19 protein-coding genes are annotated in these 22,757 nt (G+C 72.8%); 5 read left to right on the top strand and 14 right to left on the bottom strand.

Annotated features, from left to right (window positions below):
• Positions 1 to 316: 316 nt before the first annotated feature.
• Positions 317 to 1,363, bottom strand: a complete 1,047-nt coding sequence (locus QQY24_RS29850; protein ID WP_301975820.1) for an NAD(P)-dependent alcohol dehydrogenase — start codon at positions 1,361 to 1,363, stop codon at positions 317 to 319.
• A gap of 449 nt (positions 1,364 to 1,812) precedes the next feature.
• Here QQY24_RS29850 and aroC point away from each other — a divergent pair, with 449 nt between their 5' ends.
• Together aroC and QQY24_RS29840 are read left to right on the top strand one after the other, a co-directional pair.
• Complete coding sequence (aroC, locus tag QQY24_RS29845) at positions 1,813 to 2,997, top strand: chorismate synthase (RefSeq protein ID WP_301975074.1); 1,185 nt, start codon at positions 1,813 to 1,815, stop codon at positions 2,995 to 2,997.
• 32 nt (positions 2,998 to 3,029) lie between these two features.
• A complete protein-coding gene (locus QQY24_RS29840) occupies positions 3,030 to 3,509 on the top strand; it encodes a shikimate kinase (protein WP_301976389.1) in 480 nt (159 codons plus the stop codon).
• A 207-nt stretch (positions 3,510 to 3,716) separates the two neighbouring features.
• On the opposite strand, the gene QQY24_RS29835 is transcribed toward QQY24_RS29840, so the two are convergent.
• Positions 3,717 to 5,114, bottom strand: a complete 1,398-nt coding sequence (locus QQY24_RS29835) for an MFS transporter (RefSeq protein WP_301975819.1) — start codon at positions 5,112 to 5,114, stop codon at positions 3,717 to 3,719.
• Between the two features lie 203 nt (positions 5,115 to 5,317).
• Here QQY24_RS29835 and QQY24_RS29830 point away from each other — a divergent pair, with 203 nt between their 5' ends.
• Positions 5,318 to 6,190 carry a helix-turn-helix transcriptional regulator gene (locus tag QQY24_RS29830; protein ID WP_301975818.1) on the top strand — a complete coding sequence of 291 codons (873 nt, stop codon included), beginning with the start codon at positions 5,318 to 5,320 and terminating at the stop codon, positions 6,188 to 6,190.
• 23 nt (positions 6,191 to 6,213) lie between these two features.
• On the opposite strand, the gene QQY24_RS29825 is transcribed toward QQY24_RS29830, so the two are convergent.
• The 11 genes from QQY24_RS29825 to QQY24_RS29775 all read right to left on the bottom strand — a co-directional run bounded on the left by QQY24_RS29825 (position 6,214) and on the right by QQY24_RS29775 (position 17,672).
• Positions 6,214 to 6,684, bottom strand: coding sequence for a hypothetical protein (locus tag QQY24_RS29825; RefSeq protein ID WP_301975817.1), 471 nt, complete (start codon positions 6,682 to 6,684; stop codon positions 6,214 to 6,216).
• 51 nt (positions 6,685 to 6,735) lie between these two features.
• Positions 6,736 to 8,364 (bottom strand): aromatic amino acid ammonia-lyase, encoded by a 1,629-nt coding sequence (locus tag QQY24_RS29820; protein WP_301975816.1) that lies wholly within the window; start codon positions 8,362 to 8,364, stop codon positions 6,736 to 6,738.
• A gap of 35 nt (positions 8,365 to 8,399) precedes the next feature.
• Positions 8,400 to 9,452, bottom strand: a complete 1,053-nt coding sequence (locus tag QQY24_RS29815; RefSeq protein ID WP_301975815.1) for an AMP-binding protein — start codon at positions 9,450 to 9,452, stop codon at positions 8,400 to 8,402.
• Positions 9,453 to 9,505: 53 nt separating this feature from the next.
• Positions 9,506 to 10,249: an SDR family NAD(P)-dependent oxidoreductase gene (locus QQY24_RS29810; RefSeq protein ID WP_301976388.1), complete on the bottom strand. Its 744-nt coding sequence runs from the start codon at positions 10,247 to 10,249 to the stop codon at positions 9,506 to 9,508.
• Between the two features lie 61 nt (positions 10,250 to 10,310).
• A complete protein-coding gene (locus QQY24_RS29805) occupies positions 10,311 to 11,348 on the bottom strand; it encodes a class I adenylate-forming enzyme family protein (RefSeq protein ID WP_301975814.1) in 1,038 nt (345 codons plus the stop codon).
• Positions 11,345 to 11,620 (bottom strand): acyl carrier protein, encoded by a 276-nt coding sequence (locus QQY24_RS29800; RefSeq protein WP_301975813.1) that lies wholly within the window; start codon positions 11,618 to 11,620, stop codon positions 11,345 to 11,347. The genes QQY24_RS29805 and QQY24_RS29800 overlap by 4 nt, the downstream gene beginning before the upstream one ends.
• The gene (locus QQY24_RS29795; protein ID WP_301975812.1) at positions 11,607 to 12,059 is read right to left on the bottom strand and encodes a hypothetical protein; all 453 of its coding nucleotides are present in this window, start codon (positions 12,057 to 12,059) and stop codon (positions 11,607 to 11,609) included. Before QQY24_RS29795 ends, QQY24_RS29800 begins: the two co-directional genes overlap by 14 nt.
• 7 nt (positions 12,060 to 12,066) lie before the next feature.
• Entirely contained in the window at positions 12,067 to 13,797 is a 1,731-nt protein-coding gene (locus QQY24_RS29790; protein ID WP_301975811.1) for a prenyltransferase/squalene oxidase repeat-containing protein, read from the bottom strand.
• Entirely contained in the window at positions 13,794 to 15,119 is a 1,326-nt protein-coding gene (locus QQY24_RS29785) for a phenylacetate--CoA ligase family protein (protein ID WP_301975810.1), read from the bottom strand. The genes QQY24_RS29790 and QQY24_RS29785 overlap by 4 nt, the downstream gene beginning before the upstream one ends.
• Positions 15,116 to 16,504 carry an aldehyde dehydrogenase family protein gene (locus QQY24_RS29780; RefSeq protein ID WP_301975809.1) on the bottom strand — a complete coding sequence of 463 codons (1,389 nt, stop codon included), beginning with the start codon at positions 16,502 to 16,504 and terminating at the stop codon, positions 15,116 to 15,118. Before QQY24_RS29780 ends, QQY24_RS29785 begins: the two co-directional genes overlap by 4 nt.
• Before the next feature lie 46 nt (positions 16,505 to 16,550).
• Positions 16,551 to 17,672 carry a 3-deoxy-7-phosphoheptulonate synthase gene (locus QQY24_RS29775; RefSeq protein WP_301975808.1) on the bottom strand — a complete coding sequence of 374 codons (1,122 nt, stop codon included), beginning with the start codon at positions 17,670 to 17,672 and terminating at the stop codon, positions 16,551 to 16,553.
• Between the two features lie 611 nt (positions 17,673 to 18,283).
• On the opposite strand from QQY24_RS29775, the gene QQY24_RS29770 reads away from it, so the two are divergent.
• On the top strand, positions 18,284 to 18,487 hold the full coding sequence (locus tag QQY24_RS29770) for a hypothetical protein (RefSeq protein ID WP_301975806.1): 204 nt from the start codon (positions 18,284 to 18,286) through the stop codon (positions 18,485 to 18,487).
• Between the two features lie 334 nt (positions 18,488 to 18,821).
• Positions 18,822 to 20,192: a cellulase family glycosylhydrolase gene (locus QQY24_RS29765; protein ID WP_301975805.1), complete on the top strand. Its 1,371-nt coding sequence runs from the start codon at positions 18,822 to 18,824 to the stop codon at positions 20,190 to 20,192.
• Between the two features lie 347 nt (positions 20,193 to 20,539).
• Here QQY24_RS29765 and QQY24_RS29760 read toward each other — a convergent pair whose 3' ends face one another.
• Positions 20,540 to 22,285 (bottom strand): SpoIIE family protein phosphatase, encoded by a 1,746-nt coding sequence (locus QQY24_RS29760; RefSeq protein ID WP_301975804.1) that lies wholly within the window; start codon positions 22,283 to 22,285, stop codon positions 20,540 to 20,542.
• Positions 22,286 to 22,757: the final 472 nt, after the last annotated feature.

The following is a 22,757-nucleotide window of genomic DNA, read 5'->3' as shown; positions in this document are numbered from 1 at the left end:
CTCCGTAACTGCTGTGTTCGGAACCGGCCGGAGCAGTGCCGGACCCGGCTCGACCGGAACGGGACGGTGTACGGCCCATGGGGAGTGCGGGACGGACGGGGGCCGGCGCCGGCCGCGTACCGCGCGGTGAAGAGGGGGAAGGAGCGATGCCACCGGAGCCGGGAGGCGGCCGCGTGACGCGGACCGGTGGCGTGACGCGTGCTGCGGCCGGGGCGTCCGCCGACGGACCCGGCGGGGAGCGGAGGGTGTTCGGCGGGCGGCTGCCGGGCGCAGCGCCCGCCCCGCGTGCCGTGCCGCCCGGCCGGGGCCCCGGGGGTCAGGGCGTGCCGAGCGTGGCGATGTCGATGACGTACCGGTAGCGGGCGTCGGACAGGTTCTCCCAGGCCTGCGGGACCCGGGCCGCCGGAATCCGCTCGATCTCCGCGGTGATGCCGTGCCTCGCGCAGAAGTCGAGCGTCTCCTGCGTCTCGCGGATGCCGCCGATGGAGGAGCCCACGATGCCGCGGCGGGCGGCCAGAAGTGAGAACGTGTTGTACGAGGCGACCGGGTCGGCGGGGGCCCCGACGTTGACGAGCGTGCCCCCCAGGCCGAGCAGCCCCAGCCAGGCGTCCAGGTCGAGGGGGGCCGGCACCGTGTTGAGGAGCAGGTCGAAGTAGCCGGTGAGGCCCGCGAGTTGTCCGTTGTCACGCGTGTCCACGAACCGTGCGGCACCGAAAGCCAGGGCGTCGTCCCGCTTCTCCGGCGACCGGCCCAGCAGCGTGACCTCGGCCCCCATGACCGCGGCGATCTTTACGCCGAGATGTCCGAGGCCGCCCATGCCGAGGACACCGACCCGCATGCCCGCACCCGTGCGCAGGCGGCGCAGGGGGGAGTAGACGGTGACGCCCGCGCACAGCAGTGGGGCCGCGCCGTCCAGTTCGAGCGCGTCGGGGATGCGCAGCACGAAGTGCTCCGCCACCACGATGGACCGGCTGTAACCGCCCTGCGTCACCGATCCGTCGTGGTCGCGGGCCGAGTAGGTCTTGACGAAGCCCTCGACGCAGTACTGCTCCTCGCCCGCCGCGCAGGGGGCGCACTTCCCGCAGGAGCCGACCATGCAGCCCACCCCCACCCGGTCCCCCGGTGCGAAGGCGGTGACCGCCTCGCCGACCTCGCGGACCACTCCGGTGATCTCGTGTCCGGGCACGAGGGGGAAGAACGTCCCGCCCCAGTCGTCGTGGCCGAAGTGCAGATCGGTGTGGCAGATGCCGCAGAACGCGATGTCGATCCGGACGTCGTTGGCGCGCAGCGGGCGCCGTTCGATGGCGGTCAGCGTGAACGGTGCTCCTTTGGCGGGCAGGGAAAGGGCGGGGGTAGTGGGCATGGTGATCCTGTTTCCCTCGACTGAAAGGGGCTACGGGCAGCTCTTCGGTCTCCGTCGGAACGCCCCGGCCGAACCGGTGACGCCGCAGGAATTCACGACAAGCAGCTTGCCTTTCGGAGCGCGCGGTCCGCCATCGCCGTCCGGTGCAGCAAGTTGTGGTGCAGTTTGTTGCACACCCGCGCCCCGGAAGGGCGCACGTTAACATTGCGGCGGCACGGCGCGGGCCCGGCCGGTCACGCGGATCGCGTGGCAGCGGCTACGCGGTCGATCCACGGGCCCGGCGGCCCTCGCACAGCGGTCCCGCGCTCCCGCGCCGGTTGTCCTTTCCCGCCGCGACCGTGCCGGCGATTCCGCCCGGCGGCGGAATGCACGATGGGCTTCGCATTCCATTCCGGTGACGCATTCACGCAATTTCCCGCCCGTACCACCGACATGACGGAGGAGCACCGTTGAGCAGGCTGCGTTGGCTGACCGCGGGGGAGTCCCACGGTCCCGCACTCGTCGCGACGCTGGAGGGTCTTCCCGCCGGCGTGCCGGTCACCACGGAGATGGTGGCGGATCATCTGGCGCGGCGGCGGTTGGGGTACGGCCGTGGTGCGCGGATGAAGTTCGAGCGCGATGAGGTCACGTTCCTGGGTGGTGTCCGGCACGGGTTGACGATCGGTTCGCCGGTGGCGGTGATGGTGGGCAACACCGAGTGGCCCAAGTGGGAGCAGGTGATGGCGGCCGATCCGGTCGATCCGGAGGTGTTGGGGGCTTTGGCGCGCAATGCCGCGTTGACCCGGCCGCGTCCGGGGCACGCGGATCTGGCGGGTATGCAGAAGTACGGGTTCGACGAGGCGCGTCCGGTCCTGGAGCGGGCGTCGGCGCGGGAGACCGCCGCGCGGGTGGCGCTGGGTGCGGTGGCGCGTTCCTATCTGAAGGAGACGGCCGGGGTCGAGGTGGTCTCCCATGTGGTGGAGCTGGCTTCGGCCAGGGCGCCGTACGGGGTGTGTCCGGTGCCGGCCGATGTGGAGAGGCTGGATGCGGATCCGGTGCGCTGTTTGGATGCCGGGGCGTCCAAGGCGATGGTCGCCGAGATCGACCGGGCGCACCGGGAGGGGGACACGCTGGGCGGGGTGGTGGAGGTCCTGGCCTATGGGGTGCCGGTGGGGCTGGGGTCGCACGTGCACTGGGACCGGCGGCTGGATGCGCGGCTGGCGGCTGCTTTGATGGGGATCCAGGCGATCAAGGGTGTGGAGGTCGGTGACGGGTTCGCGCTGGCCCGGGTGCCGGGGTCGAAGGCGCATGACGAGATCGTGGGCACGGCGCAGGGCATCCGGCGTGCTTCGGGGCGCTCGGGTGGTACCGAGGGGGGTCTGAGCACGGGTGAGGTGCTGCGGGTGCGGGCGGCGATGAAGCCGATCGCGACGGTGCCGCGGGCGCTTGCGACGGTGGACGTGCGCACGGGGGAGGCGGCGCAGGCCCATCACCAGCGGTCGGATGTGTGTGCGGTGCCGGCCGCGGGGATCGTCGCCGAGGCGATGGTGGCGCTGGTGCTGGCCGATGCGGTGGCGGAGAAGTTCGGTGGGGACAGTGTGCCCGAGACCCGCCGCAATGTGCGTTCCTACCTCGACAGTCTGCGCATCCGGTGAGTGCGGTGGCGGTGCTGGTGCTGGTGGGGCCGATGGGGGTGGGCAAGTCCACCGTCGGGCGGTTGCTGGCCCAGCGGCTGGGGGTGGGCTACCGGGACACCGACGACGACATCGTCGCCGCCCGGGGCCGCACGATCGCGGAGATCTTCCTCGACGAGGGTGAGGCGGCCTTCCGTGCGCTGGAGCGGCGTGCGGTGCGTGCGGCGCTGGCCGGGCACGCGGGGGTCCTGGCGCTGGGCGGCGGGGCGGTGCTGGACGCGGGCACGCGGGCGCTGCTGGCCGGGCAGCGGGTGGTCTACCTGTCGATGGGGGTGGAGGAGGCGGTGCGGCGCACCGGGCTGAACGCGGCCCGCCCGCTGCTGGCGGTCAACCCGCGCAAGCAGTGGCGGGAGCTGATGGAAGCCCGCCGGCACCTGTACGAGGAGGTCGCCACCACCGTCGTGGCCACCGACGGCCGCACGCCCGAAGAAGTCACCCAGGCAGTGCTGGACGCAGCGGAAGACGGTCCGTGAACGGCACGGTCGTGGTCGGCCGACGCCGTGGCGGAGTGCGGCCGCCCGCCCGTCCGGGCGCGATCGCCCGGACGGGCGGGCGGCCGCCCCGCGTCCCCGGGGCCGGTCGGGCGTGCGCCGCGGGCGGCGTCCGGTCCGCCGGCGGGAGAACCGCGTGTGCGGCGGGTGCGCGGGGGCGTGCCCGCCGCGGCCGCACCCGCCGCTTCCTCACCGCCGCGGCAGCAGTGCGGCCGCGCCCAGCGCGTTGGCCACCAGCAGGGCGGCGGCGAGCAGCAGGCTCTCCCGCATGCCCGGCGCGAAGTCGCCCGCGAGGAGCGCACCGAAGACGGCGATGCTGAGCGCCCCGCCCGTCTGGCGGCTGGTGTTGAGCAGCGCCGCCGCCGTGCCGGCCCGTTCGGCGGCGACGCTGTCGAGCATCAGGGAGGTCAGCGCCGGCATGGCCAGGGAGCCGCCGATGCCCAGCGGGATCATCGGCAGGGCGATCAGCCACCACGGCGTGCCGGAGTCGACAGCGGCCAGTCCGCAGCAGCCGACCGTCCCGACCAGCAGCCCCGCGACGACCACCGCCCGCGGGCCGTACCGGGAGACGGCCCGCGGCGAGAGGTAGTTGAAGTTGGCGGTGATCACCGCCATCGGCACGAACATCAGTCCGGCCGAGAAGGCCGACTGCCCCCGCTGCTCCTGGAAGAACAGGCTCAGCACGAACACCCCGCCGTAGAAGGCGGCGTTGCAGGCGAAGCCCGCGATGACCGGCACGGTGACGCCGCGCTGCCGGAACAACTCCAGCGGCAGCATGGGCGTGGGCCGCCGTGCCTCGACGGCCACGAAACCGGCCCCGGCCAGCACCGCGACCCCGGCCGCTGCCAGCACCGTGGGGGTGAGCCCGTGGTGGCCGCCCTCGATCACGGCGAAGGTCAGCGCGGCCAGCGCCAGGACCGCCGTCAGCTGCCCCGGCGGGTCGAACACGGCGGGGTGGCGCGGGGAGCGCGCCGCCCGCATCAGCGTCAGGAAACCGGCGAGCCCGGCGGGCACGTTGAGGCAGAACACCACGCGCCAGCTCCACTCGGTGGTGAGCAGCCCGCCCAGCACGGGTCCCGCGGCGATGGCGACCGCGCCGCCCACCGTCCACAGAGCGATGCCGCGCGCCCGCGCCTCCGGGTCGGGGAACGCCTGCCGGATCAGCGCCAGCGAGGTGGGCACCATCACCGCCGCCGCACTCCCCTGCACCACGCGCGCCGCCGTCAGCGTCCCGAGCGTCGGCGCCACCCCGCAGGCCAGCGAGGCGAGGGTGAAGACGGCGAGCCCCCAGCCGTACGCGCGCCGCGCACCGACCGCGTCCGAGAGCGCGCCGGCGGAGAGCATCAGCGCCGCGAACATCAGGGTGTAGCTGTCGGCGACCCACTGGAGCCCCGACAGGGAACCCCCGAGGTCGTCCCCCATCGCGGGCAGCGCCACGTTGACGCCGGAGACGTCGAGGGTGATCACGAAGAAGCCGAGGACGGCGGCGGTCAGGGCCGCGGTGGCGGAACCGGCCTGCTCCGGCCCGCTCCGGATGCCCTCGCTCCTCGTCTGTCCGGCGTCCGCCCCGGAACGCATAACGCTCATCGTGCACTGCTCCTCACTGCGCCGCCCCTGCCGGACAGGGGATCGGCGATGGAAAACGGAAGGTTGGAAGGACGGAAAAGAGGGAGTCGGGCACCAGCGTGCCCGGCGTGTGCGGCTCCCGGCAGACCGGGCCGTGGGGGGAACGGTGTTCCTGGCCGTGATACGGCCCCCCTTCCCGCACGGTCCTTTGCGACAATGGACGGATGAGTGGAGGCACTGAGTTAGGACGCTTTCTGCGCGCTCGGCGGGGACAGATCCGCCCGCAGGACGTGGGGCTGCCGGCCGGCACCGGCATCCGCCGCACTCCGGGACTGCGCCGGGAGGAGCTGGCGACGCTGGCCGGGGTCAGCGTCGACTACTACACGCGCCTAGAGCGCGGTCGCGAGACACGGCCCTCACCCGCCGTCGTCACCGCGCTGGGCGAGGCGCTGCAGTTGTCCGGCGACGCACTGCAGCGGCTGCACGAGCTGGTGGCGCTCGCCGCGGGCCAGGCCCCGGCACCGTCCCCCGACCCGGCGCACACCGTGCGGGAGTCGGTCCGCGTCCTGTTGGAGACGCTGCGCCCGGCACCGGCGTACGTCGTCAGCCGCGTCAACGGCCTGCTGGCCGCCAACCGGCCGGGGCTGCGCCTCTTCCCGGGCATCACGGACTGGCCGCCGGAGCGCCGCAACATCACCCGCTACATGTTCCTGCACCCCATGGGCCGCAAGCTGTACCGCGACTGGGAGCGGATGGCGGCGCACAGCGCCGCCCACCTGCGTGCGATGGCGGGCGCCGACCCGGACATGCCGGAGCTGGCCCAGCTCGTCGGCGAACTGGTGGTGAAGAGCCCGGAGTTCGCCCGACTGTGGGAGCGGTACGACGTACAGGCGCGAAGCGGCGGCCAGAAGCACTTCCAGCACCCGGAGGTCGGTTCGATGTGCCTCCACTTCGAGGTCATGGCGATCTTCCGCACGGACGGCCAGCGCCTCGTCACCTACCACGCGATGCCCGGCACCCCCGACCACGACGCCATGCTGCTGCTGGACATGGCCAGCCCCAGGGAGGCCGCGTACTCCGAGCGGGCCGGGGGGTGACACCGCCGGTGCCGGGGTGACGCTCACCTGTCCAGAACGATGTGGTAGGTCTCCCGCGGGGTCTGGATGTCGTTGCAGGTCAGTTCGCCGGTGGCGCCGCGGTAGGCGCCGGTGCCGCCGGTGACGGCCATCCGCACCGTGTCGGTGCCCTTGGTCCACAGGGACTGCGCGGTGAGCTGCCCGTCCGGCAGCTGCACCGACAGGACGCAGTTGGTGGTGACCTTCGCGCCGTCCAGCTTGGTCACCTGGCAGGAACTGCCGTCCTCGCCGACCTGCTTGCCGTTCTGGAACAACTTGTCGGAGTACACGAACTCGTCCCCGACGCTCAGCCCGGGGGTGCCGACATCGGTCTGCACGACCCCGTCGTTCCCTATGGCCAGGTCGATGACCTTCTCGGACGTGGCCTGTGCGGGAACGGCCAGCACGCAGGACGTTCCCAGCGCCAGCACCGCGGTGCCGACGGCGCCGAACAGGGCGAACCTCTTCTTGGTCATGTGAAGGAACTCCTCGGTCACGCACCGCCCCGTCGCGGTGCTTCGGTTGTCTCAGGTGAGGTCTTCGTCGGCGAACCCCGCGGCGCGCCGCAGGGCCCCCGTCTCGATCAGGCGGCTCACCGCCGCGATGTCCTGGTCCAGCCGGCGGTTGCGGGAGACGAAGGCGCTGTGCTCCCTGATCAGCCCGTGCACCGCCCGGACGGCCGGCGACGCCCGCGCGACGCCGCGCAGCTCGACCGCCTGGGCCAGGGCGAGCAGGTGGATGGCCGCCACTTCGCGGACCAGGCCGTTGACGGTGCGCGCGTCACGGGCCGAGATGGTGCCCATGCTGACGATGTCCTGGTTGTGCGACTCGGTGGAGCGCGAGAACACCGACACCGGACCCGTCTGCTTGAGGGCTTCGGCGGTGACGGCCGAGGCCGCTATCTGCATGCCCTTGAACCCGTGGTGCAGCCCCGCCTCGGGATCGTCCGGACGGCGTGCGACGACCAGGTTGGGCGGCAGCCCCTCGTTGAACTTTTCGTCCACGACGAGTGCCAGCTGGCGGTCGAGCAGGTTGGCCAGATTGGCCACTGCGGTCTTCAGGCTGTCCATGGCCTGCCCGACATGGCCCGCGTAGAAGTTGCCACCGAGGTGGAGCCCGAACTCCTCGGCGTCGAAGAGGGGGTTGTCGGTGGCTGAGTTGATCTCGGTGCTGAGCCATTCCTCCGCCCAGTCGAGCGTGTCGTGGACGATCCCGATGATCTGCGGGGCGCAGCGCACCGAGTACTTGTCCTGGATCCGCTCGTTCAGCTGGAGGTAGCTCTGCCCGGCCAGCCTCTCGCGGCGCATCAGGATGTCGTCGAAGGACGTGGCGAGCCGCGATCCGGCCAACAGGGTGCGGACGACCTCGGCGGAGCGGACCTGGCCGCGGTGCGGCTTGTGCGCGTGGATGAAGGGGTGCAGCGCGGACGCGTTGCCGTGCAGCGCCTCCAGCGTCATGGCCGTGGCGAGTTCGGCGGTGAAGGCCAGCTCCCGCGCGTCCGCGGCGGCCAGGACCGCGTACGCGGTGGCGAAGGCGGTCCCGTTGATCAGCGCGATGCCCTCCTTCGGTGCGAGCCGCAGGGGCTCGACGCCCTCCTCGCGCAGGGCGTCGAGGGCCGGCCGCACGGTGCCGCGGTGCAGCACCTGCCCTTCGCCGATCAGTGCCGCGGCCAGGTAGCACAGCGGAACCAGATCGCCGCTGGCGCCGACCGAGCCGCGTTCCGGGATCAGCGGGAGGATGTCCCGGTCGAGGCACTCCAGCAGCATCGACACGGCCTCCGGCCGGATCGCCGAGACCCCCTTGGCCAGTGCGTTGGCCCTGATGAGCATCGCCGCCCGGGCGACCGCCGGCACGGCCGCGGGCCCTACGCCGTTGAGGTGGTAGAGCACCAGGTTGCGCTGGAGTTCGTGTGCCTTGTCCGGCGAGATCTGCCGGACGCAGCTGTCCCCGAAGCCGGTGGTCACGGCGTAGATCGGGATCTCCTGTGCCAGCAGCGTCTCCTTGAGGCCGACGGAGGCGTGCATCCGCTTGACGGCCGCTTCACTGAGCGTCACCCGTGCTCCGCCGCCGTCACGGCGCGCGACCGCGGCGACCGAGCGGGGTGACAGGCCCGTTCCGTCGAGTTCGAGGTGCCGGACCGTGGGCACGTGCGGCATCGACAGTGCTCCTCCCGGAATCGAGGAGAGCGTCCCTAGTAGACGCCCTCGATCATCTTCTGGCCGTCCACCTCGGCGACGGGATGGATGTCCCGCAGGGAGTCCCCGGCTCCCGTGGGGCTGGGGACCCGCGTGGCCAGGTCGCGCTCCAGGCTGTTGGGCACGAGGCCGTACTTGGTGAGGTAGTTCATGACCACGGCCCCTTCCGATCCGTACGGGACGGGTTCACCGGTGGCGGGGTCCACCACCCGGTAGAGGACGAAGGGGGCGTACGAGTCGAAGACCGTCCCGCCCGTGCCCTCCGGGTCGGGCCGCTGGACCGTGCCGCTGAGGACGGAGGTGCTGCCGTAGGACCCCCTGAACCGCACCTTGGGGAAGAACTCGGTGGACAGGTAGTCCAGTGTGTCGGGGTCCATGTGCGCTCCGGTCCAGAGCACCAGGCGCACCTTCTCCTGGATCAGCGTGCGGACCGAGGGCCGTTCGGCCATGCGGGCGAGCAGCGGGGGCGTCGTGATCAGGAAGGCGATGTCCTGCGACTGCAGGACCAGTTCGGCCTGGTCGACGAGGTGTTCGACGTAGGCGGCGGCGCCGGCGGTGTCACCGGCGGCCATGAGGCGTTTGACCCAGCGCGGGTCCAGGTCGACGGAGAACCGGATGCCGCCCCTGGCCTGCGCGATGCGCCGGGAGTACTCGCCGAGCATGTGGGGTCCGCTGGGCGCCACGGCCAGCGCGTGTCCCGTGCCGTCGTCGGGGTAGTGGGAGTTCTCCCACTCCATGTACTGGTCGAACCAGCCCTCGAACATCACGAAGCGCTTGGGCGCCCCCGTGGTGCCGCCGCTCTCGTACACGGCGAACACCTTCTCCGTGGCGTCCAGGCCCCGGGGGATCAGGTCCTCCACCGGGACGTCCCGGAGCTCGTCCACCAGGTTGGGGAACTTCAGCAGGTCGTCGACGCACCGCACGTCCTCGACCGGGTCGAAGCCCAGCCGGTCGCGGCGCTCCAGCCAGTACCGGGAGCCCGTCGCCGGGTCGAAGTGCCAGCGCATCATGGCTCGGACGTGCGCGTCGGCTTGTTCGCGGGCGTTCATGGCGTGTCACCGTGCTTTCTCGGTCGTGGTCGGGTGTCGGGGGCGGCGCGTCGTCAGACGCCGTGGTGGGAGCCGCCGTTGATCTGGAGGATCTGCGAGGTGATGTAGCCCCCGGGCTTCGAGCACAGGTAGAAGCCGAGCTCCGCGATGTCCGCGGGATCGCCCGCGCGCCCCAGAGCGGTCTGGCGGACGAGCTTGTTCTCCTGCGCGGCGGGCAGGCCGTCACCGAAGAGGTCGGTGCCCGCGACGTAACCCGGTGCGATCGCGTTGGCGTTGATGCCGCGCGGCCCCAGGCGCGTGGCGAGGAAGTGGACGTACGAGTGGAGGGCGGCCTTCGCGGCGCCGTAGCCGCCCGTCCCGCCGGACCCCCGGTAGGCGGCGATGGAGCTGTAGAGCACGATGCCGCCGCCGTCGGCCATGAGGGGGAGCAGCGATTCCACGGCGACGACGGAGGTCAGGACGTTCGAACGGTACGCGTCCTGCCATTCCGTCAGGACCGCTCCCACGTCGTCGCCGTCCGTGCCCTCGGACGGCGGCACGGCGCCCGCACAGCACAGCAGACCGCCGACGGGCAGTCCCGTGGACCTGACGTGGTCCCGCAGGGCGTCCGCCGAACCGGAGTCGGACATGTCGAGGGCGAGCGGCTGGACATCGGCTCCCGGCACGCCCGACTCGATCTCCCGCACCGCCTCGGTGAGCCGCTTCTCCTGGCGGGCGATCAGGAGCACCTTGTCGCCGTTCTCGGCGAACCGCTTCGCCGTGGCCTTTCCGATGCCGGCGCTCGCGCCGGTCACCACGATCAACCTGGACAGAGTCGAACCCTCCAATGGTGTGTCGTTCGAAAGGAGTACCGCGCTCTCACAGGAGCGCGGGGCTCGGCCGGAGCGCCGCGAGCAGGGCGGCCCGGTCCGGTTTGCCGCTGACGGTCCTCGGTACGGCCGCCAGCTCAACGATCTGCGACGGGCTGGGGAAGTCCCGCAGGGCAGCCCTGATGTCCGCCACGTCCACTCCGTTGTGCCGGCCGGACCAGAAGACCGCGTAGCCCTCCCCGGCGAGCGGGTCGCCGGGCCGGGGCAGCGCGACGCAGTCCGCCCGGGGCAGGCGAGCTCTCAGCCGCTCGTCGATGCGGGCGAGGTGGACCTTGACGCCGTTCACCTTGATCAGGGAGCCGCTGCGGCCGACGAGCCGGAAGGAACGGGCCCCGGTGAACTCCACCAGGTCACCGGTGGCCCACCGGGCGGGAGGCCGCGTCCCGCCCTCCGGGCGGGCCAGCCGCGGGCTGCGGACCACCAGTTCCGCCGTCTCCCCCGCCGACGCGGCGGCGGGACGCAGCAGGGTCACGTCGGGCAGGGCCTGCCACGGGGCCGCGCCGCTTCCCTCGGGGGCCACCGGCCGGTGGGCGATGGCCCCGGTCTCGGTCGACCCCAGCAGTTCGTACGCCCGCAGCAGCGGGGCGGCCCGGTGGACGAGCCGGTGGGCCGCCGGCGGCGGGGCCGCCGAGCTGTGCAGGGCGACGACCGAGCGCGCGCGCTCCAGCGCCGGCCGGCTGCGGTGCAGCAGGTTCCAGGCCATCGGGATGCAGACGACCAGGACCCGCGCGCCGGAGGGGACCGGCAGGGGCGCGAACGGATCGGTCCACGCCTGGTGGACGGGGACCCGTGCCATGCGCGGCAGCCACTGGCCGAACAGGGCGCCGAACAGGTGCTGCGGCGGGGCGTAGTTGATCACGTGGTCGACCGGGCCGACGAGGTGCGTGCCGATCAGCTCCACCTCGCGCTCCATCTGCCGGGGCAGCCGGAACCAGCGGCGCGCGACCCCCGTGCTGCCGGACGTGTCGAAGGGGATCCCGACACGTCCGGCCCGGCTCCCCGCGGAACGGGTCGCCGTCCGCGTCATGCCGCCCGGTCCTCGACGCACTCGCGCACGTACTCGGCGGTCCGGTCGAGTGTGCTGAACCAGTAGCGGACGTCGTCCCCCACGAAGTCGACCTCGATGCCGAACTCGCCCTCGACGGCGTTGACGTACTCCAGGGCCGCCAGGCTGTCGAAGCCCGGCAGCGCGCTGGACAGCTCCGCGTCCGCGGGCAGCGCGCGGGCGGCGTCGCCGAAGCGCTTCTCCAGGAGGGCCAGGACGCGGGCGCTGATCTCGGTCCGGTCAGTGGTGCGCATGGTGGAAACCTTTCTCTCGGCCACGGTCGGCCGGTGCGGGGCCGCCGCTCGTCATCGATCCCGCTTCCAGGTAGAACACCCGGTCGGGCTGGGTGGGCTGGAACCGGACCGTCAGGTGGGCGCCGTCCGGGTCGAGACCGAGCGCCTCCCCGATCTCGTGGGCGAGTTCGGTCCGGTAGTCGTGGTCGCGGTCGGGATGGACGTGGCACACGACGGACGCCCAGCGGGCGCGCCGGTCCTGGCCCGTGCCGTCCTCGTAGGTCGTCAGCGGCATGCCGCCGGCGAAGTACGCCATGGGCTCCGCCGCGTGGAAGGAGACCACGACGTGCGCGGCGTTCGAACCGTGCGCCGTCATCCACCGGGTGAGGCGCAGCGCGGCCCTCAGCCGTGCGGAGGGGGTCAACGGGTTGCTGGTCACTTCGACGGTCGGCAAGGTCACGTGCCTTTCACGAGAGGGCCAGCGGCGGCAGGGGGTGCCGCTCGGGCGACAGGCGCAGCTCCAGGCGCCGTCCCAGGCAGTCGGCAAGCGGGCCGCCGCTCGTCGGCATCAGGGGGGTCCAGGCGAACCCGGCGTCCGCCGTGCGCACGCTGTCCAGGAAGCGCGACAGGTGGCCGGCGTCCCACTCGATGCCGAACGCGTCCGCCGTCAGCACGGCTTCGTAGGTGCTCAGCAGGTCCGGGACCCGGTTGCTCTCGTTCGCGTACCCGCCGCCGCGCACCCTGTGCCGGGCCAGGGCCTCGTCGACGCGAGCGCCGTCGGCCCCGCCCGCCCGCCGCAGCGCCCGCAGGGCCTGCAGGGTGGCCCGCAGCGTGGGCCGACCGCCGGGGACGTTGGCGTACCGGCCGGGCGCCGTCTCACAGGTGGCCACGTACTCGGCGATGCCGCGCAGGGCGTCGGCGGGGCGGTTCCCGCCGGTCCGGTGGAGGATCTCGGCGGCCGAGCAGGTCGACACCATGTCCGAGGCGCGGCCCTCCCAGTAACCGAACCCGCCGTCGGGGTTCTGGATGGAACCGGTGAGCCAGTCCGCGATCCTGGAGCGGGCCGGGGCGTCGTCCCCGAAGGCCCCCGCCGACAGGGCCCACAGGGTGCACCGCACCTCACTCCCCCGACCGGGCATGTACATGATGCCGTCCTCGTTGGGCATCATGCAGCTCTCCGTCCACCGCAGGGCGTCGTGGGCCGCGGCGTCCGGGAGGCGGCCGGCCACGAGGTGGGCGGAGGTGGTGAGGACGTCCGAGGCGAGCTCGGGGGTGCGGTAGGTGAAGCCGCCCTGCCCCGTGCGGAAGGACAGCACCGTGGCGACCACCGCGTCGGCGATGTCGTCCAGTGCGGCGCCGAGTTCCCGCAGCGCCCCCACCCCGCAGAACGCGGCCCACACGTCCGCCACGGGGTAGCCGGGCCAGCGGGTGAAGGAACCGCCGGGCCGCAGCCGGGACCGGATCCAGGCGATGCAGCCCTCGGGGTCCCGCGGGGCCTCCCCGAGGCGGCTCAGGGCGCTGACGGCCCGGAACGTCGCCCACAGGCAGTCCGTCCCGTCGCCCGCCTGGAAGGTGAACCCGCCGGACGCGCTCTGCCGGTCCCTGAGCCAGTTCGTGAGCCGCTCGCGGTCCCACGGCAGCGGACCGAGTCCGCCGGTGGCCGTGCTCCAGGCGGTGACGGCGTAATAACAGGCCCGCGCGTCGGACGTGCCGTCCTTCGCGTGGGCGGGGCTCCAGGCCAGTCCGCCGTCCTCGGCCTGCAGCGCCGCCAGCCAGCCGAACAGTTCCTCCGGCGGGCGCTCGCCGTAGATCTCCACCAGGGTGCGTACGGCGTAGTAGGTGGCCCACACGTCCGACGTCTGGCCGGGCGTCATGGCGAACCCGCCGTCCGCGTGGGCGGTGCTGCGCACCCAGTCGGAGCTCGGCGCGCGGACCGGGCCGCGGCTGCCGGCCGGCAGGTCGGCCAGGGCCTGGGTGCAGTAGTAGGTGGCCCAGGCGTCGGAGCTCATGCCGGAGGACCACGCGAACCCGCCGTCGGGGTTCTGCCGGGAGGCGAGGAAGGCGGCGACGGTCTCGGGAGAGGGCAGGTCACCGGTGCGGCCGAGCCAGGCGAGGGTGCGCACGGCCGCGTAGGTGCACCACAGGTCGGACTCCCCGGAGACGATGCCGGACGACCGCTGCAGCATGTCGTACGTCATGCCGGCACCACCTCGCCGACGACCCGGAAGTTGGAGCGCTTCCAGCTCTTCTGGGAGCCGCCGCTCTTGGTCGTCACCGGCAGCCGGTTGACGAACCGGACCTCGTCCCAGCGGAAGCCGAGGCGTTCGTCCGTGCGCCGCTGGATGAGGTCGTTCTTCGCTGGCTCGGCGTCCCGGTCGGTGCCCGGGTCCCGCTCCAGCAGGAGTCTGGCCCACGTGCCGTCCTCGGTAACCTCGATCAGGTAGCCCATCACGTCGCGGTGGGCGTAGACGACGCCCTCCAGGTCGCGGGTGCGCACCCGGCTGCCCTTGATCTCCGTGCCGTCGCTGCCCCGGCCGTGGACGGTCACCACCGGGGCGTCGTCGCCGCAGGGGCAGCCGCCGGACAGGGACACCTCGTCGCCCATGTCGAGACGGAGCAGGGGGCGGGCGTCGTTGTTGAGCGGGGTGACGACGAGCCGGCCGTCGCGGCCCGCCTCGGCGGGCGCGATGCCCTCTTCGTCCGCGATCTCGAAGTGGTTGGCGCCGCGCAGCAGGTGCAGCCGGTCCTGCGCGCAGCACGCGGCCAGCGTGCCGCTTTCCGTGCTGCCGTAACTCGCGTCGTAGGCGCGCGCGTTCCACCACTGCCCGGCCATGGCGCGCAGCTCGGGGGTGCTCACCTCCCCGAGCAGCATGAGGAGTTCGACGGACTCGCGCAGCCGGGACAGCAGACCGCGCCTCTTGAGGACCTGGGTGAACTCGAGGAGCACGCCGGGCGCCACGAACAGCACCGTCGGCCGGAACACCTCCCACAGTCCGACGATGCGGTCCCAGTCGGAGATCCCCGTGGTGTACGGGTAGGCCTTGACGTGGGGAACGCCCAGGAACTCGCAGACACCGACCATGAGGTCGGCCACCGGCACGATGTCCGAGGGCAGCATGATCAGCGCACGGTGACCGCGGTCCGCCAGCATCGTCCGCCACGCCTCGGCGACGGAGACGGTGTTGGCGATCATGTCCCGGGCCGTGCGGGGGGTGGGCGTGGGCACTCCCGTCGTGCCCGTGGTCTGGTAGTACTTCAGGCCCGCGTCGACCGGCACCCGCAGGTATTCGAGGGGCCGGGCCTTGAGGTCCTCCTTGGAGGTCGCCGGCAGCTCCAGGAAGGCCCGCATCGAGAACGCGCCGAGCGAGGCGTAGGCGGACGTCTGCTGCGCGCGGTGCCAGACCTCGCCCAGCTTGGACGTGTAGTAGGCCTCGTCGGAGCGGGACGCGCGGCGGTGGGCGGTCACCTCCTGCTGGATCCGCTCCATGAAGTCGAGGTCGCTCCTGGAATTGATCTTCACGTGTCACTCCTCTTCTCGTCGGCGTGGGCCAGGCCCTTGGCGCGCATCAGGAACTCCCCGAGGAAGCCGTCGTGCGGTACGTCCGGGTGGGTCCAGGAGGTCGGCCTGCTCCGGTAGACGTTGGAGACCGAGGTGAGGTCCAGTGCCCGGGTGAGCAGTCCCCGGTCCCCGGTGTGCAGCGACAGCACCAGGGAGCCGTCGAGGACGTCCAGGGCGCCGCGCTCGAAGGGGGCGACCCACACGCACGGGAACGGCATCTCGTACGACAGCAGCGGGTCCCTCGCGGACGCCAGCTCCACGACCGCGGGCGTCACGGCCGACAGGGAGCCCGCCCCGCCGAGCCGCTCCACCCTCGGGGCCAGGTGCACGACCGCGCCCCTCGCCCGGTCCAGCACCGCCGTCACCAGTTGTTCCGCCTCCGCCTGCGGCATGCACGGCAGGAGGGCGGCGTCGTCCGCCGGCCGGGCCGGTGCCGCCTCCGCCAGGGCGGCGGCCAGCTCACCGGCGAATCCCGCCGCGTCCTGTTCGACCAGCACGCCCGTGGTCGCGGTGCACGCGGTCCCCGCGTGGTAGAGGGCACCCGTGCGGGCCAGGCGGAGCCCGGTGCCGCGGTCCGCGTCGGCGGTCACGACCAGTTTCGAGCGGCCCGGGCCCTGCGGCCGGACGTCGCTGCGGTTGCGGTACTTGTCCACGACCGCCTGCCCGCCGTACACCACGGCGCGGTCGGAGCGCTCGATGACCAGGTCCGCCGTCGCGTGGTCGCACGGTGCCAGGACCAGCTGCGCGCTCGGCAGGCCCGCCCGCCGCAGTGCGGTGACGAGGCGGAGGGGGGTGAGCGGGTCCCGGTTGGAGGGGCGGACGACGACCCGGTAGCCGAGGGCCAGCGCCTCCAGCCACATGGCGTGCACGCCCGGGCTGTTGCCCGCCGCCTGCACGGCGAAGACGTCGCCGGTGCGGCACCAGGCGGCACCCGCCGCCGGTGCGCCGGCCGCGGCGGTGCCCACCGGGGCGCAGCCCGTGGGCCGTGCCGAGGACGGCATCCGTCCCACGTCGCGCAGGGTCGCCGTGATGAGCCGGTCGCACTCGCGCACGACCGTGACGGGTGTGCCCGTCAGTTCCGACACGCGTCGCTCGTGGGCCGCCAGGTCGTCTCCGAGGATCTCCTGGTCCTCGAAGGCGTCGGCCGCTTTGCCGAGCACGGCCGCCGCCTCCGCGACGGGCAGCGGCGCGCTCGCGCGCAGCTGGTCGATCCAGTGGGAGACGACCAGCCCCGGGACCGAGGCCAGTTCGAGCGCGGGGACGCCCGAGGCGTCCGCCACGGTGGTGCGCTTCCGCGTCCGGTAGGGCCCGGCCGGTCCCAGCGCGGGGATGTCCAGCACGCTCACTTCCTGTTCCTTCCGGCTAGTCACGGGGGGTGCGGTGACGAGCGGGTCAGCGTGCGGCGGCCGTCGTGGCACGGCGCCCGCGGGCCGCCGCCGCGAGATCGCGGAGCACGTCGACGGTGGTGTCCCACCCCATGCAGGCGTCGGTGATGCTCTGGCCGAACACGGGCTCGCCGAGGCCGAGTTCCTGACGCCCGGGGATCAGGAAGCCCTCCAGCATGACGCCGCGGATGTTCGTGTCACCGGCCGCGACCTGGGCCCCGATCTCACGGGCGACCATGGCCTGCCGTTCGTGGTCCTTGCCGCTGTTGCCGTGGCTGGCGTCGATCACCAGGCCGGTCGGCAGGGAGGCCGCCGCGAGCAGGTTCACCGCCTCGCGCACGTCCTCGGGGCGGTAGTTGGGCCGGCCCGAACCGCCCCGGAGCACGACGTGGCAGTCGGGGTTCCCGCTCGTGCGCAGCGTGACCGGCCTGCCGTCCCGGTCGAAGCCGAGGTAGGCGTGGGGCGCGGCCGCGGAGCGGACGGCGTCGACGGCGACGCCCACCGAGCCGGTGCTGCCGTTCTTCATGCCCACGGGCATGGGCAGGCCGCTGGCCAGCTGCCGGTGGACCTGGCTCTCCACGGTCCGCGCGCCGATGGCCCCCCAGGAGATCAGGTCGGCCAGGTAGGCCGGTGCCGCCGGGCTCAACCACTCCGTGGCGATGGCCAGCCCCAGTTCCGCGATCTCCAGCATGAGCGCACGCGCGGTGCGCAGCCCCCGGTCGAGGTCCAGGCTGCCGTCCAGCGCCGGGTTGGCGAGCAGTCCGGTCCAGCCGACGGTGGTGCGCGGCTTCTCGACGTACACCCGCATGACGACCGCCAGGTCGTCGGCGAGGCCGGCGGCGAGTTCACCCAGTGACTTGGCGTACGCCAGACCGGCGTCCACGTCGTGGATCGAGCACGGACCGACCACCACGAGCAGGCGGTCGTCGTCACCACTCAGTACGCGGCGCGTCATCAGGCGGCCGGCGCCCACCGAGCGCGCCGCGGCATCGGTCAGCGGCAGCGCGCGCAGGAGTTCGCCGGGGGTGCTCGCCGCATGTGCGCGGTACTGCCCGCCTATGCCGTTCGGCGGTAACCGTCCCGGCACGGAGTCGGTTCGTTCCTCGGTCGGCATGTGAAGACTCTGCATCGTTCCTCAATTCGTTCTACTCAGCGCATGCGTGTGCGTCGGCAACGAATCTTTCGGGCGGACCCCGGATCCCCCGGGTGCTCTCTTCGGAAGGGCTGATCGGGCCGGCGACGGCGGTGGTCCCGTCGTGGTGCGACCGTCCGGCGAGCACGTGCATCACGGTGCCCCATGCGTGAGGCCGCCCGCCACCCGTGCCGTGTGCAGCAAGTTGTTGTGCACCTAGCTGCACGCCGGTGACGAAGCGTCCGGTGCCGCCGGTCCCGTGGCCCCCGACCGGCCGGTGCCGGGCGCCGGCCCCTGCGGTCCGCGTTCGCACACCTTGCCGGCACGAACCACCGGCGGGCTCGTCCTCCGCCTGCTGCTCCTCGCCTCCCCCGCGACGTGGTCCGGCCGGTGGCTCGGTCCGCCCGGTTGTCCGCCCCCCTCGCCGGCGACGTGCTCGTGAGGGACGCGGGCGGACGGTGCACGGGCTTCAGCGACTCGCGCGCGTTCACCTTCGACGACGAGCCCGGGCAGGAGAAACTGCACTACGTCCAGCACGCGTCTTCGCCCGGAGCCAGGAGGCGAAGGACGTCTGGGAGCGCGGCGGCCGCCGTCCCTGCGTCACCATCGTGTACCTGGGGACCCTGACCGGCCGTGCGGCCCGTCGCGGTGAGGAGGCGTACGCGGCTGAACGCGAGAGGCTGGAAGGCAGGGCCGTCGCCCAGCACGTCGGGCTGCGTGCACCGGTGAACGACTTCTCCACCCCGCTGCTGCGGATCGCCATCGCGAATGCCGGTTCCCGGAGAAACAGGCCGCCGTCGCCGTTGACGTGATCTTCCGCCCGGCGCACCAAAACTCCGAGGCTCCGGTGGTCGGCGTCTTCGGCCCGGCCGAGAGCCGGAAAGCCGACGCGGCCGCTTTGCGCTGTCTCGACCAGGCCGGTCCGCCCCCGTCCCGCCGAACGCTGCCGCGCTCCGTGAACGCACCGTGCGCACGATCACGGAAGCCCGCCCGGCGGCGTCCGTCCGGGCGAAGGCCGCGCGCCGCCGCGCAGTTCGGCGGTCCGATGTCTGTACGCGCACCGACGCGCCGGTGTACGGTCTCGGGCCGATGGGTTTTGGGAGCGCTCCCATCCCGATGTTCCCGCTCCACCCGAGGAGGAACGCTTTGAAACGCTTATTGGCCTTACTGGCGACCTGCGCGACGGTCCTGGGCCTCACCGCGCTGTTCGGCCCCCAGGCGGTGGCCGCCACCGGCTGCAGGGTCGACTACACGACCACCAGCCAGTGGCAGGGCGGCTTCCAGGCCGGAGTGAAGATCACCAACCTGGGCGCCCCCGTCACCGGCTGGACGCTGAAGTTCGCCATGCCGGACGCGGGACAGAAGGTCGTCCAGGGCTGGAGCGCCACCTGGTCGCAGTCCGGCTCCGCGGTCACGGCCGCCAGCGTCGACTGGAACCGCACGCTGGCCACCGGCGCGGCGACCGACCTGGGATTCGTGGGCTCCTTCACGGGCGCCAACCCGAAGCCCACGGCGTTCACGCTCAACGGCGTCGCCTGTACGGGTTCCGTCGAGGAGCCCCCGCCCACCTCGGACGACGGCACCCCCGTGGGCGTCAACGGACAGCTCCACGTCTGCGGCGTGAACCTGTGCAACCAGCACAACCGCCCCATACAGCTGCGGGGCATGAGCACGCACGGCCTGCAGTGGTTCGGCAAGTGCTACAACGCCGCCTCCATGGACGCGCTGGCGAAGGACTGGAGGTCGGACCTGCTGCGCATCGCCATGTACGTGCAGGAGGGCGGTTACGAGACCGACCCGGCGGGCTTCACCGGCCGCGTGAACGACCTCGTCGACATGGCCGAGGCCCGCGGCATGTACGCACTGATCGATTTCCACACCCTGACGCCGGGCGACCCGAACTACAACCTCGACCGCGCGAAGACGTTCTTCGCGTCCGTCGCCGCCCGCAACGCCGGCAAGAAGAACGTGATCTACGAGATCGCCAACGAGCCCAACGGCGTGAGCTGGGCGGCCATCAAGAACTACGCCGAGCAGGTCATCCCGGTGATCCGGGCCGCCGACCCGGACGCCGTCGTCATCGTCGGCACCCGCGGCTGGTCCTCGCTCGGGGTCTCGGACGGCTCCAACGAGAGCGAGGTCGTCAACAACCCCGTCAACGCCTCCAACATCATGTACACGTTCCACTTCTACGCCGCGAGCCACAAGGACGCCTACCGCGCCGCGGTGAGCCGGGCGGCCTCACAACTGCCGCTGTTCGTCACCGAGTTCGGCACGGTGAGCGCCACCGGCGGTGGAGCGATGGACCGGGCGAGCACCACGGCCTGGCTGGACCTGCTCGATCAGCTGAAGATCAGCTACGCCAACTGGACCTACTCCGACGCCAACGAGAGCAGCGCGGCGCTCCAGCCGGGCACCTGCGACGGCGGCGACTACAGCAGCAGCGGCGTGCTGACCGAGTCCGGAGCACTGCTCAAGAACCGGATCAGTACTCCCGACTCCTTCCCCACCGGCTGACCCTCGGCGGGGCTCCGGCCGGCCCGGAGCCCCGCCCCACGACCGGGAGCGCTCCCACCGCCACTTCGCACACTTGTTCCGCAGGCGCCCCCGCACGTCCTTCTCCCACGGTCACAGCACCGGCCCGGGACCAGCCGGCACGGACCCGGCGGGCGTTTTCCAGCGCCGCCCGTGGCTGTGGCACGGCTGGATCGAACGGCGTCGGCGCTGTTCCGCCGGTCGGTCCGCGGGAAGGACGGGGCGAGCCGGCGCTGCCGCACCGATGGCCGGCAGGTGTACGTGTCCCCCGCCCGCGCGACCGGCACGGTGGCACTGCCCGGGAACGGCCGGTGGGCCGGCGGCGCCGCTCACCGCTTGGTGGCGATGTGTCCGGTCCCCTCGGTGGGAGGGCGAAGGGCCAGGAGAGCGACGTCGTCATCGTTGCGGACGGGACGGACACGGCGCAGGAGCTGGTCGGTGAACGACGCGAGGGGGCGGTGGGCGAGGGCGGCGGCGTGCTGCCGCAGCCGGTTCAGACCCGTGTCGATGCTGTGGCCGGGTGCCTCGATGAGGCCGTCGGTGTACAGCACCAGGGTGGAGCCGGGTGGCAGGAGGGCCGTCGCATCGGTGCGGGGCGTGCGCATCCCGGTGCCCAGGAGGAGGCCGTGGCCGTCGGTGAGGAAACGGGCGAGTCCGTCCCGGCTGATCAGGAGGGGCGGCGGGTGGCCCGCATTGGTCCAGGTCAGCTGCCAGTAACCGTCGTCCGCCTCTTCGAGCCGGGCGAGGATCACGGTGGCCATGGTGACGTCGGTGATACGCATGATCGCCTCGTCCAGCCGCTCGACGATCCGGCTGGGCGGTTCCTCCTCGGCCCAGGCGTAGGCGCGCAGCATGTTGCGCACCTGGGCCATGCCGGCTGCGGCCTCCAGGTCGTGGCCGACCACGTCCCCGATCGCCAGGGCGGTGGCCCCGTCACTCAGGGTGAAGGCGTCGTACCAGTCGCCGCCGACCTGTGAGGCATCGGGGGCGGGGAGGTAGCGGACGGTCATCTGCAGGCCGGGCACCTGGGGCATCTGGGGCAGCAGGTGGTTCTGCATGGTTTCGGCGACCGCGCGCTGGCGCTGGTAGAGGCGGGCGTTGTCCAGCGCGAGACCGGCGCGGCGGGCGATGTCCTCGATCAGGGGGAGGTCGGCGGTGGTGAAGTTCCCCGGTTTCTTGGCGCGGCCCAGGGTGAGGGCGCCCAGGACGTCACGGGTGCTGCGGATGGGGGCGATGGCCGCCGAGTGGATGCCGGTGGCGTCGAACAGGCGGCGCTGTTCCACGGCGATGCCCGAGTCCGGGGTCTGCTGGTAGGTGTCCGGGCCGACCAGGGTGGAGGCGACGCCGCGCAGGGCCCGGGACAGGGGCATCGGCGACTCCTCCGGGATCGGGGGCATCGGCCCCTGCAGGTCCTCGTGGTGCACCAGGTGGTCACCGTCGGCTTGGACCACGGCCGTGCGCCACACCTCGTCACGTTCGGTGATCAGGTCGATGACGGCCCAGTCCGCCAACCGGGGTACGACCAGGGCCACCAGCCGGCGCAGCGCCTCGTCGACGTCCAGGGTGGACGTCAGGTGGGTGGTGGTCTCCGCCAGCAGGGCGAGCCGTTCCAGTTCGCCCAGCGGCTCGGCGGCACGCTCCGTCCGTGAGCCCGTCCGGCGCGTCCGCTCACGGATGTGGAAGACCAGCAGCGTGCCGGTCCGGTCGTCGCCGATGGCGTAGGGGGTGATCATCCAGGAGATGGGCAGCAGGGAGCCGTCGGCGTGCGCGAAGTAGTCCTCATCGGCCTGGGCCGGGCGCCCGGCGTGGAACGCCTGCCGCATGCGGCACTGCATCGCGGGGACCGGCCGGCCGTGGGCGTCCCGGTGGAGCAGGTCGTGGGCGTCCTGGCCGAGCAGTTCCCCGGCGGGCCTGCCCAGCAGCCGTGCCGCGCGGGTGTTGACGGCGAGGATCTGGCCCCGCTGGTTGACGACGTACGCTCCCGTGCCGAAGGCCTCCAACGCCCGGGTCAGGACGGCATCGGATGCAGCCGGGGGCCGTGTGCCCGGACTGTCCCGGCGTTTCCGGCCCGTCATGTCGCCGCCTCCTCGTTGATCGGACGTCCCTGCCGCTGCCGGACACCGGCGCCGTACGCCGTCCGCGTGCCTCCCGTATGCCCCTCGAACCGAGGTCTTAGCACAGCCCGGCCCGCACGGGCTCGTGCCTCGCCACTGCGGGGTGCGGTGGTGACGGTGAGGAGCTCCGGCGCCGGCGGGCGCATCACCCGTCCCGAAGCCCCGCTCCTCGGGCGGGGCCGGTGATGAGGCGTGAGGCCGCGTCGGCGCGACCACCCGCTCCGTCCCGGCCGGCGCCCGGCTCGGCCGGCGGCGGCGCACCGGCCGAGCCGGCGCGGACAGGGGTTCAGCCCGCCGGCTCCTGCCCCGTCCACCCCGGGCCCTCCCTCCCCTGAGCACGCCCGGACACCCCGGTGACGGTGGACCTTCCCCCGCGACACAGGCGATTCGGCCGACCACCGGCACGACGGGGCACAGCCCCTGCGGCCGGTCA

This window comes from Streptomyces sp. TG1A-8, assembly GCF_030499535.1.
GTDB lineage: Bacteria > Actinomycetota > Actinomycetes > Streptomycetales > Streptomycetaceae > Streptomyces.
The sequence above is the reverse complement of the archived record's forward strand: the minus strand, read 5'-3'. Positions and strand labels throughout refer to the sequence as shown.

What these genes read in the sequence shown, in the direction of transcription:
- QQY24_RS29850 (WP_301975820.1), bottom strand. Translation starts at nt 1,363, where the DNA reads ATGCCCACTACCCCCGCCCTTTCCCTGCCCGCCAAAGGAGCACCGTTC.
- QQY24_RS29840 (WP_301976389.1), top strand. Translation starts at nt 3,030, where the DNA reads ATGGGGGTGGGCAAGTCCACCGTCGGGCGGTTGCTGGCCCAGCGGCTG.
- QQY24_RS29835 (WP_301975819.1), bottom strand. Translation starts at nt 5,114, where the DNA reads ATGAGCGTTATGCGTTCCGGGGCGGACGCCGGACAGACGAGGAGCGAG.
- QQY24_RS29830 (WP_301975818.1), top strand. Translation starts at nt 5,318, where the DNA reads ATGAGTGGAGGCACTGAGTTAGGACGCTTTCTGCGCGCTCGGCGGGGA.
- QQY24_RS29825 (WP_301975817.1), bottom strand. Translation starts at nt 6,684, where the DNA reads ATGACCAAGAAGAGGTTCGCCCTGTTCGGCGCCGTCGGCACCGCGGTG.
- QQY24_RS29820 (WP_301975816.1), bottom strand. Translation starts at nt 8,364, where the DNA reads ATGCCGCACGTGCCCACGGTCCGGCACCTCGAACTCGACGGAACGGGC.
- QQY24_RS29815 (WP_301975815.1), bottom strand. Translation starts at nt 9,452, where the DNA reads ATGAACGCCCGCGAACAAGCCGACGCGCACGTCCGAGCCATGATGCGC.
- QQY24_RS29805 (WP_301975814.1), bottom strand. Translation starts at nt 11,348, where the DNA reads ATGACGCGGACGGCGACCCGTTCCGCGGGGAGCCGGGCCGGACGTGTC.
- QQY24_RS29800 (WP_301975813.1), bottom strand. Translation starts at nt 11,620, where the DNA reads ATGCGCACCACTGACCGGACCGAGATCAGCGCCCGCGTCCTGGCCCTC.
- QQY24_RS29790 (WP_301975811.1), bottom strand. Translation starts at nt 13,797, where the DNA reads ATGACGTACGACATGCTGCAGCGGTCGTCCGGCATCGTCTCCGGGGAG.
- QQY24_RS29775 (WP_301975808.1), bottom strand. Translation starts at nt 17,672, where the DNA reads ATGCAGAGTCTTCACATGCCGACCGAGGAACGAACCGACTCCGTGCCG.
- QQY24_RS29760 (WP_301975804.1), bottom strand. Translation starts at nt 22,285, where the DNA reads ATGACGGGCCGGAAACGCCGGGACAGTCCGGGCACACGGCCCCCGGCT.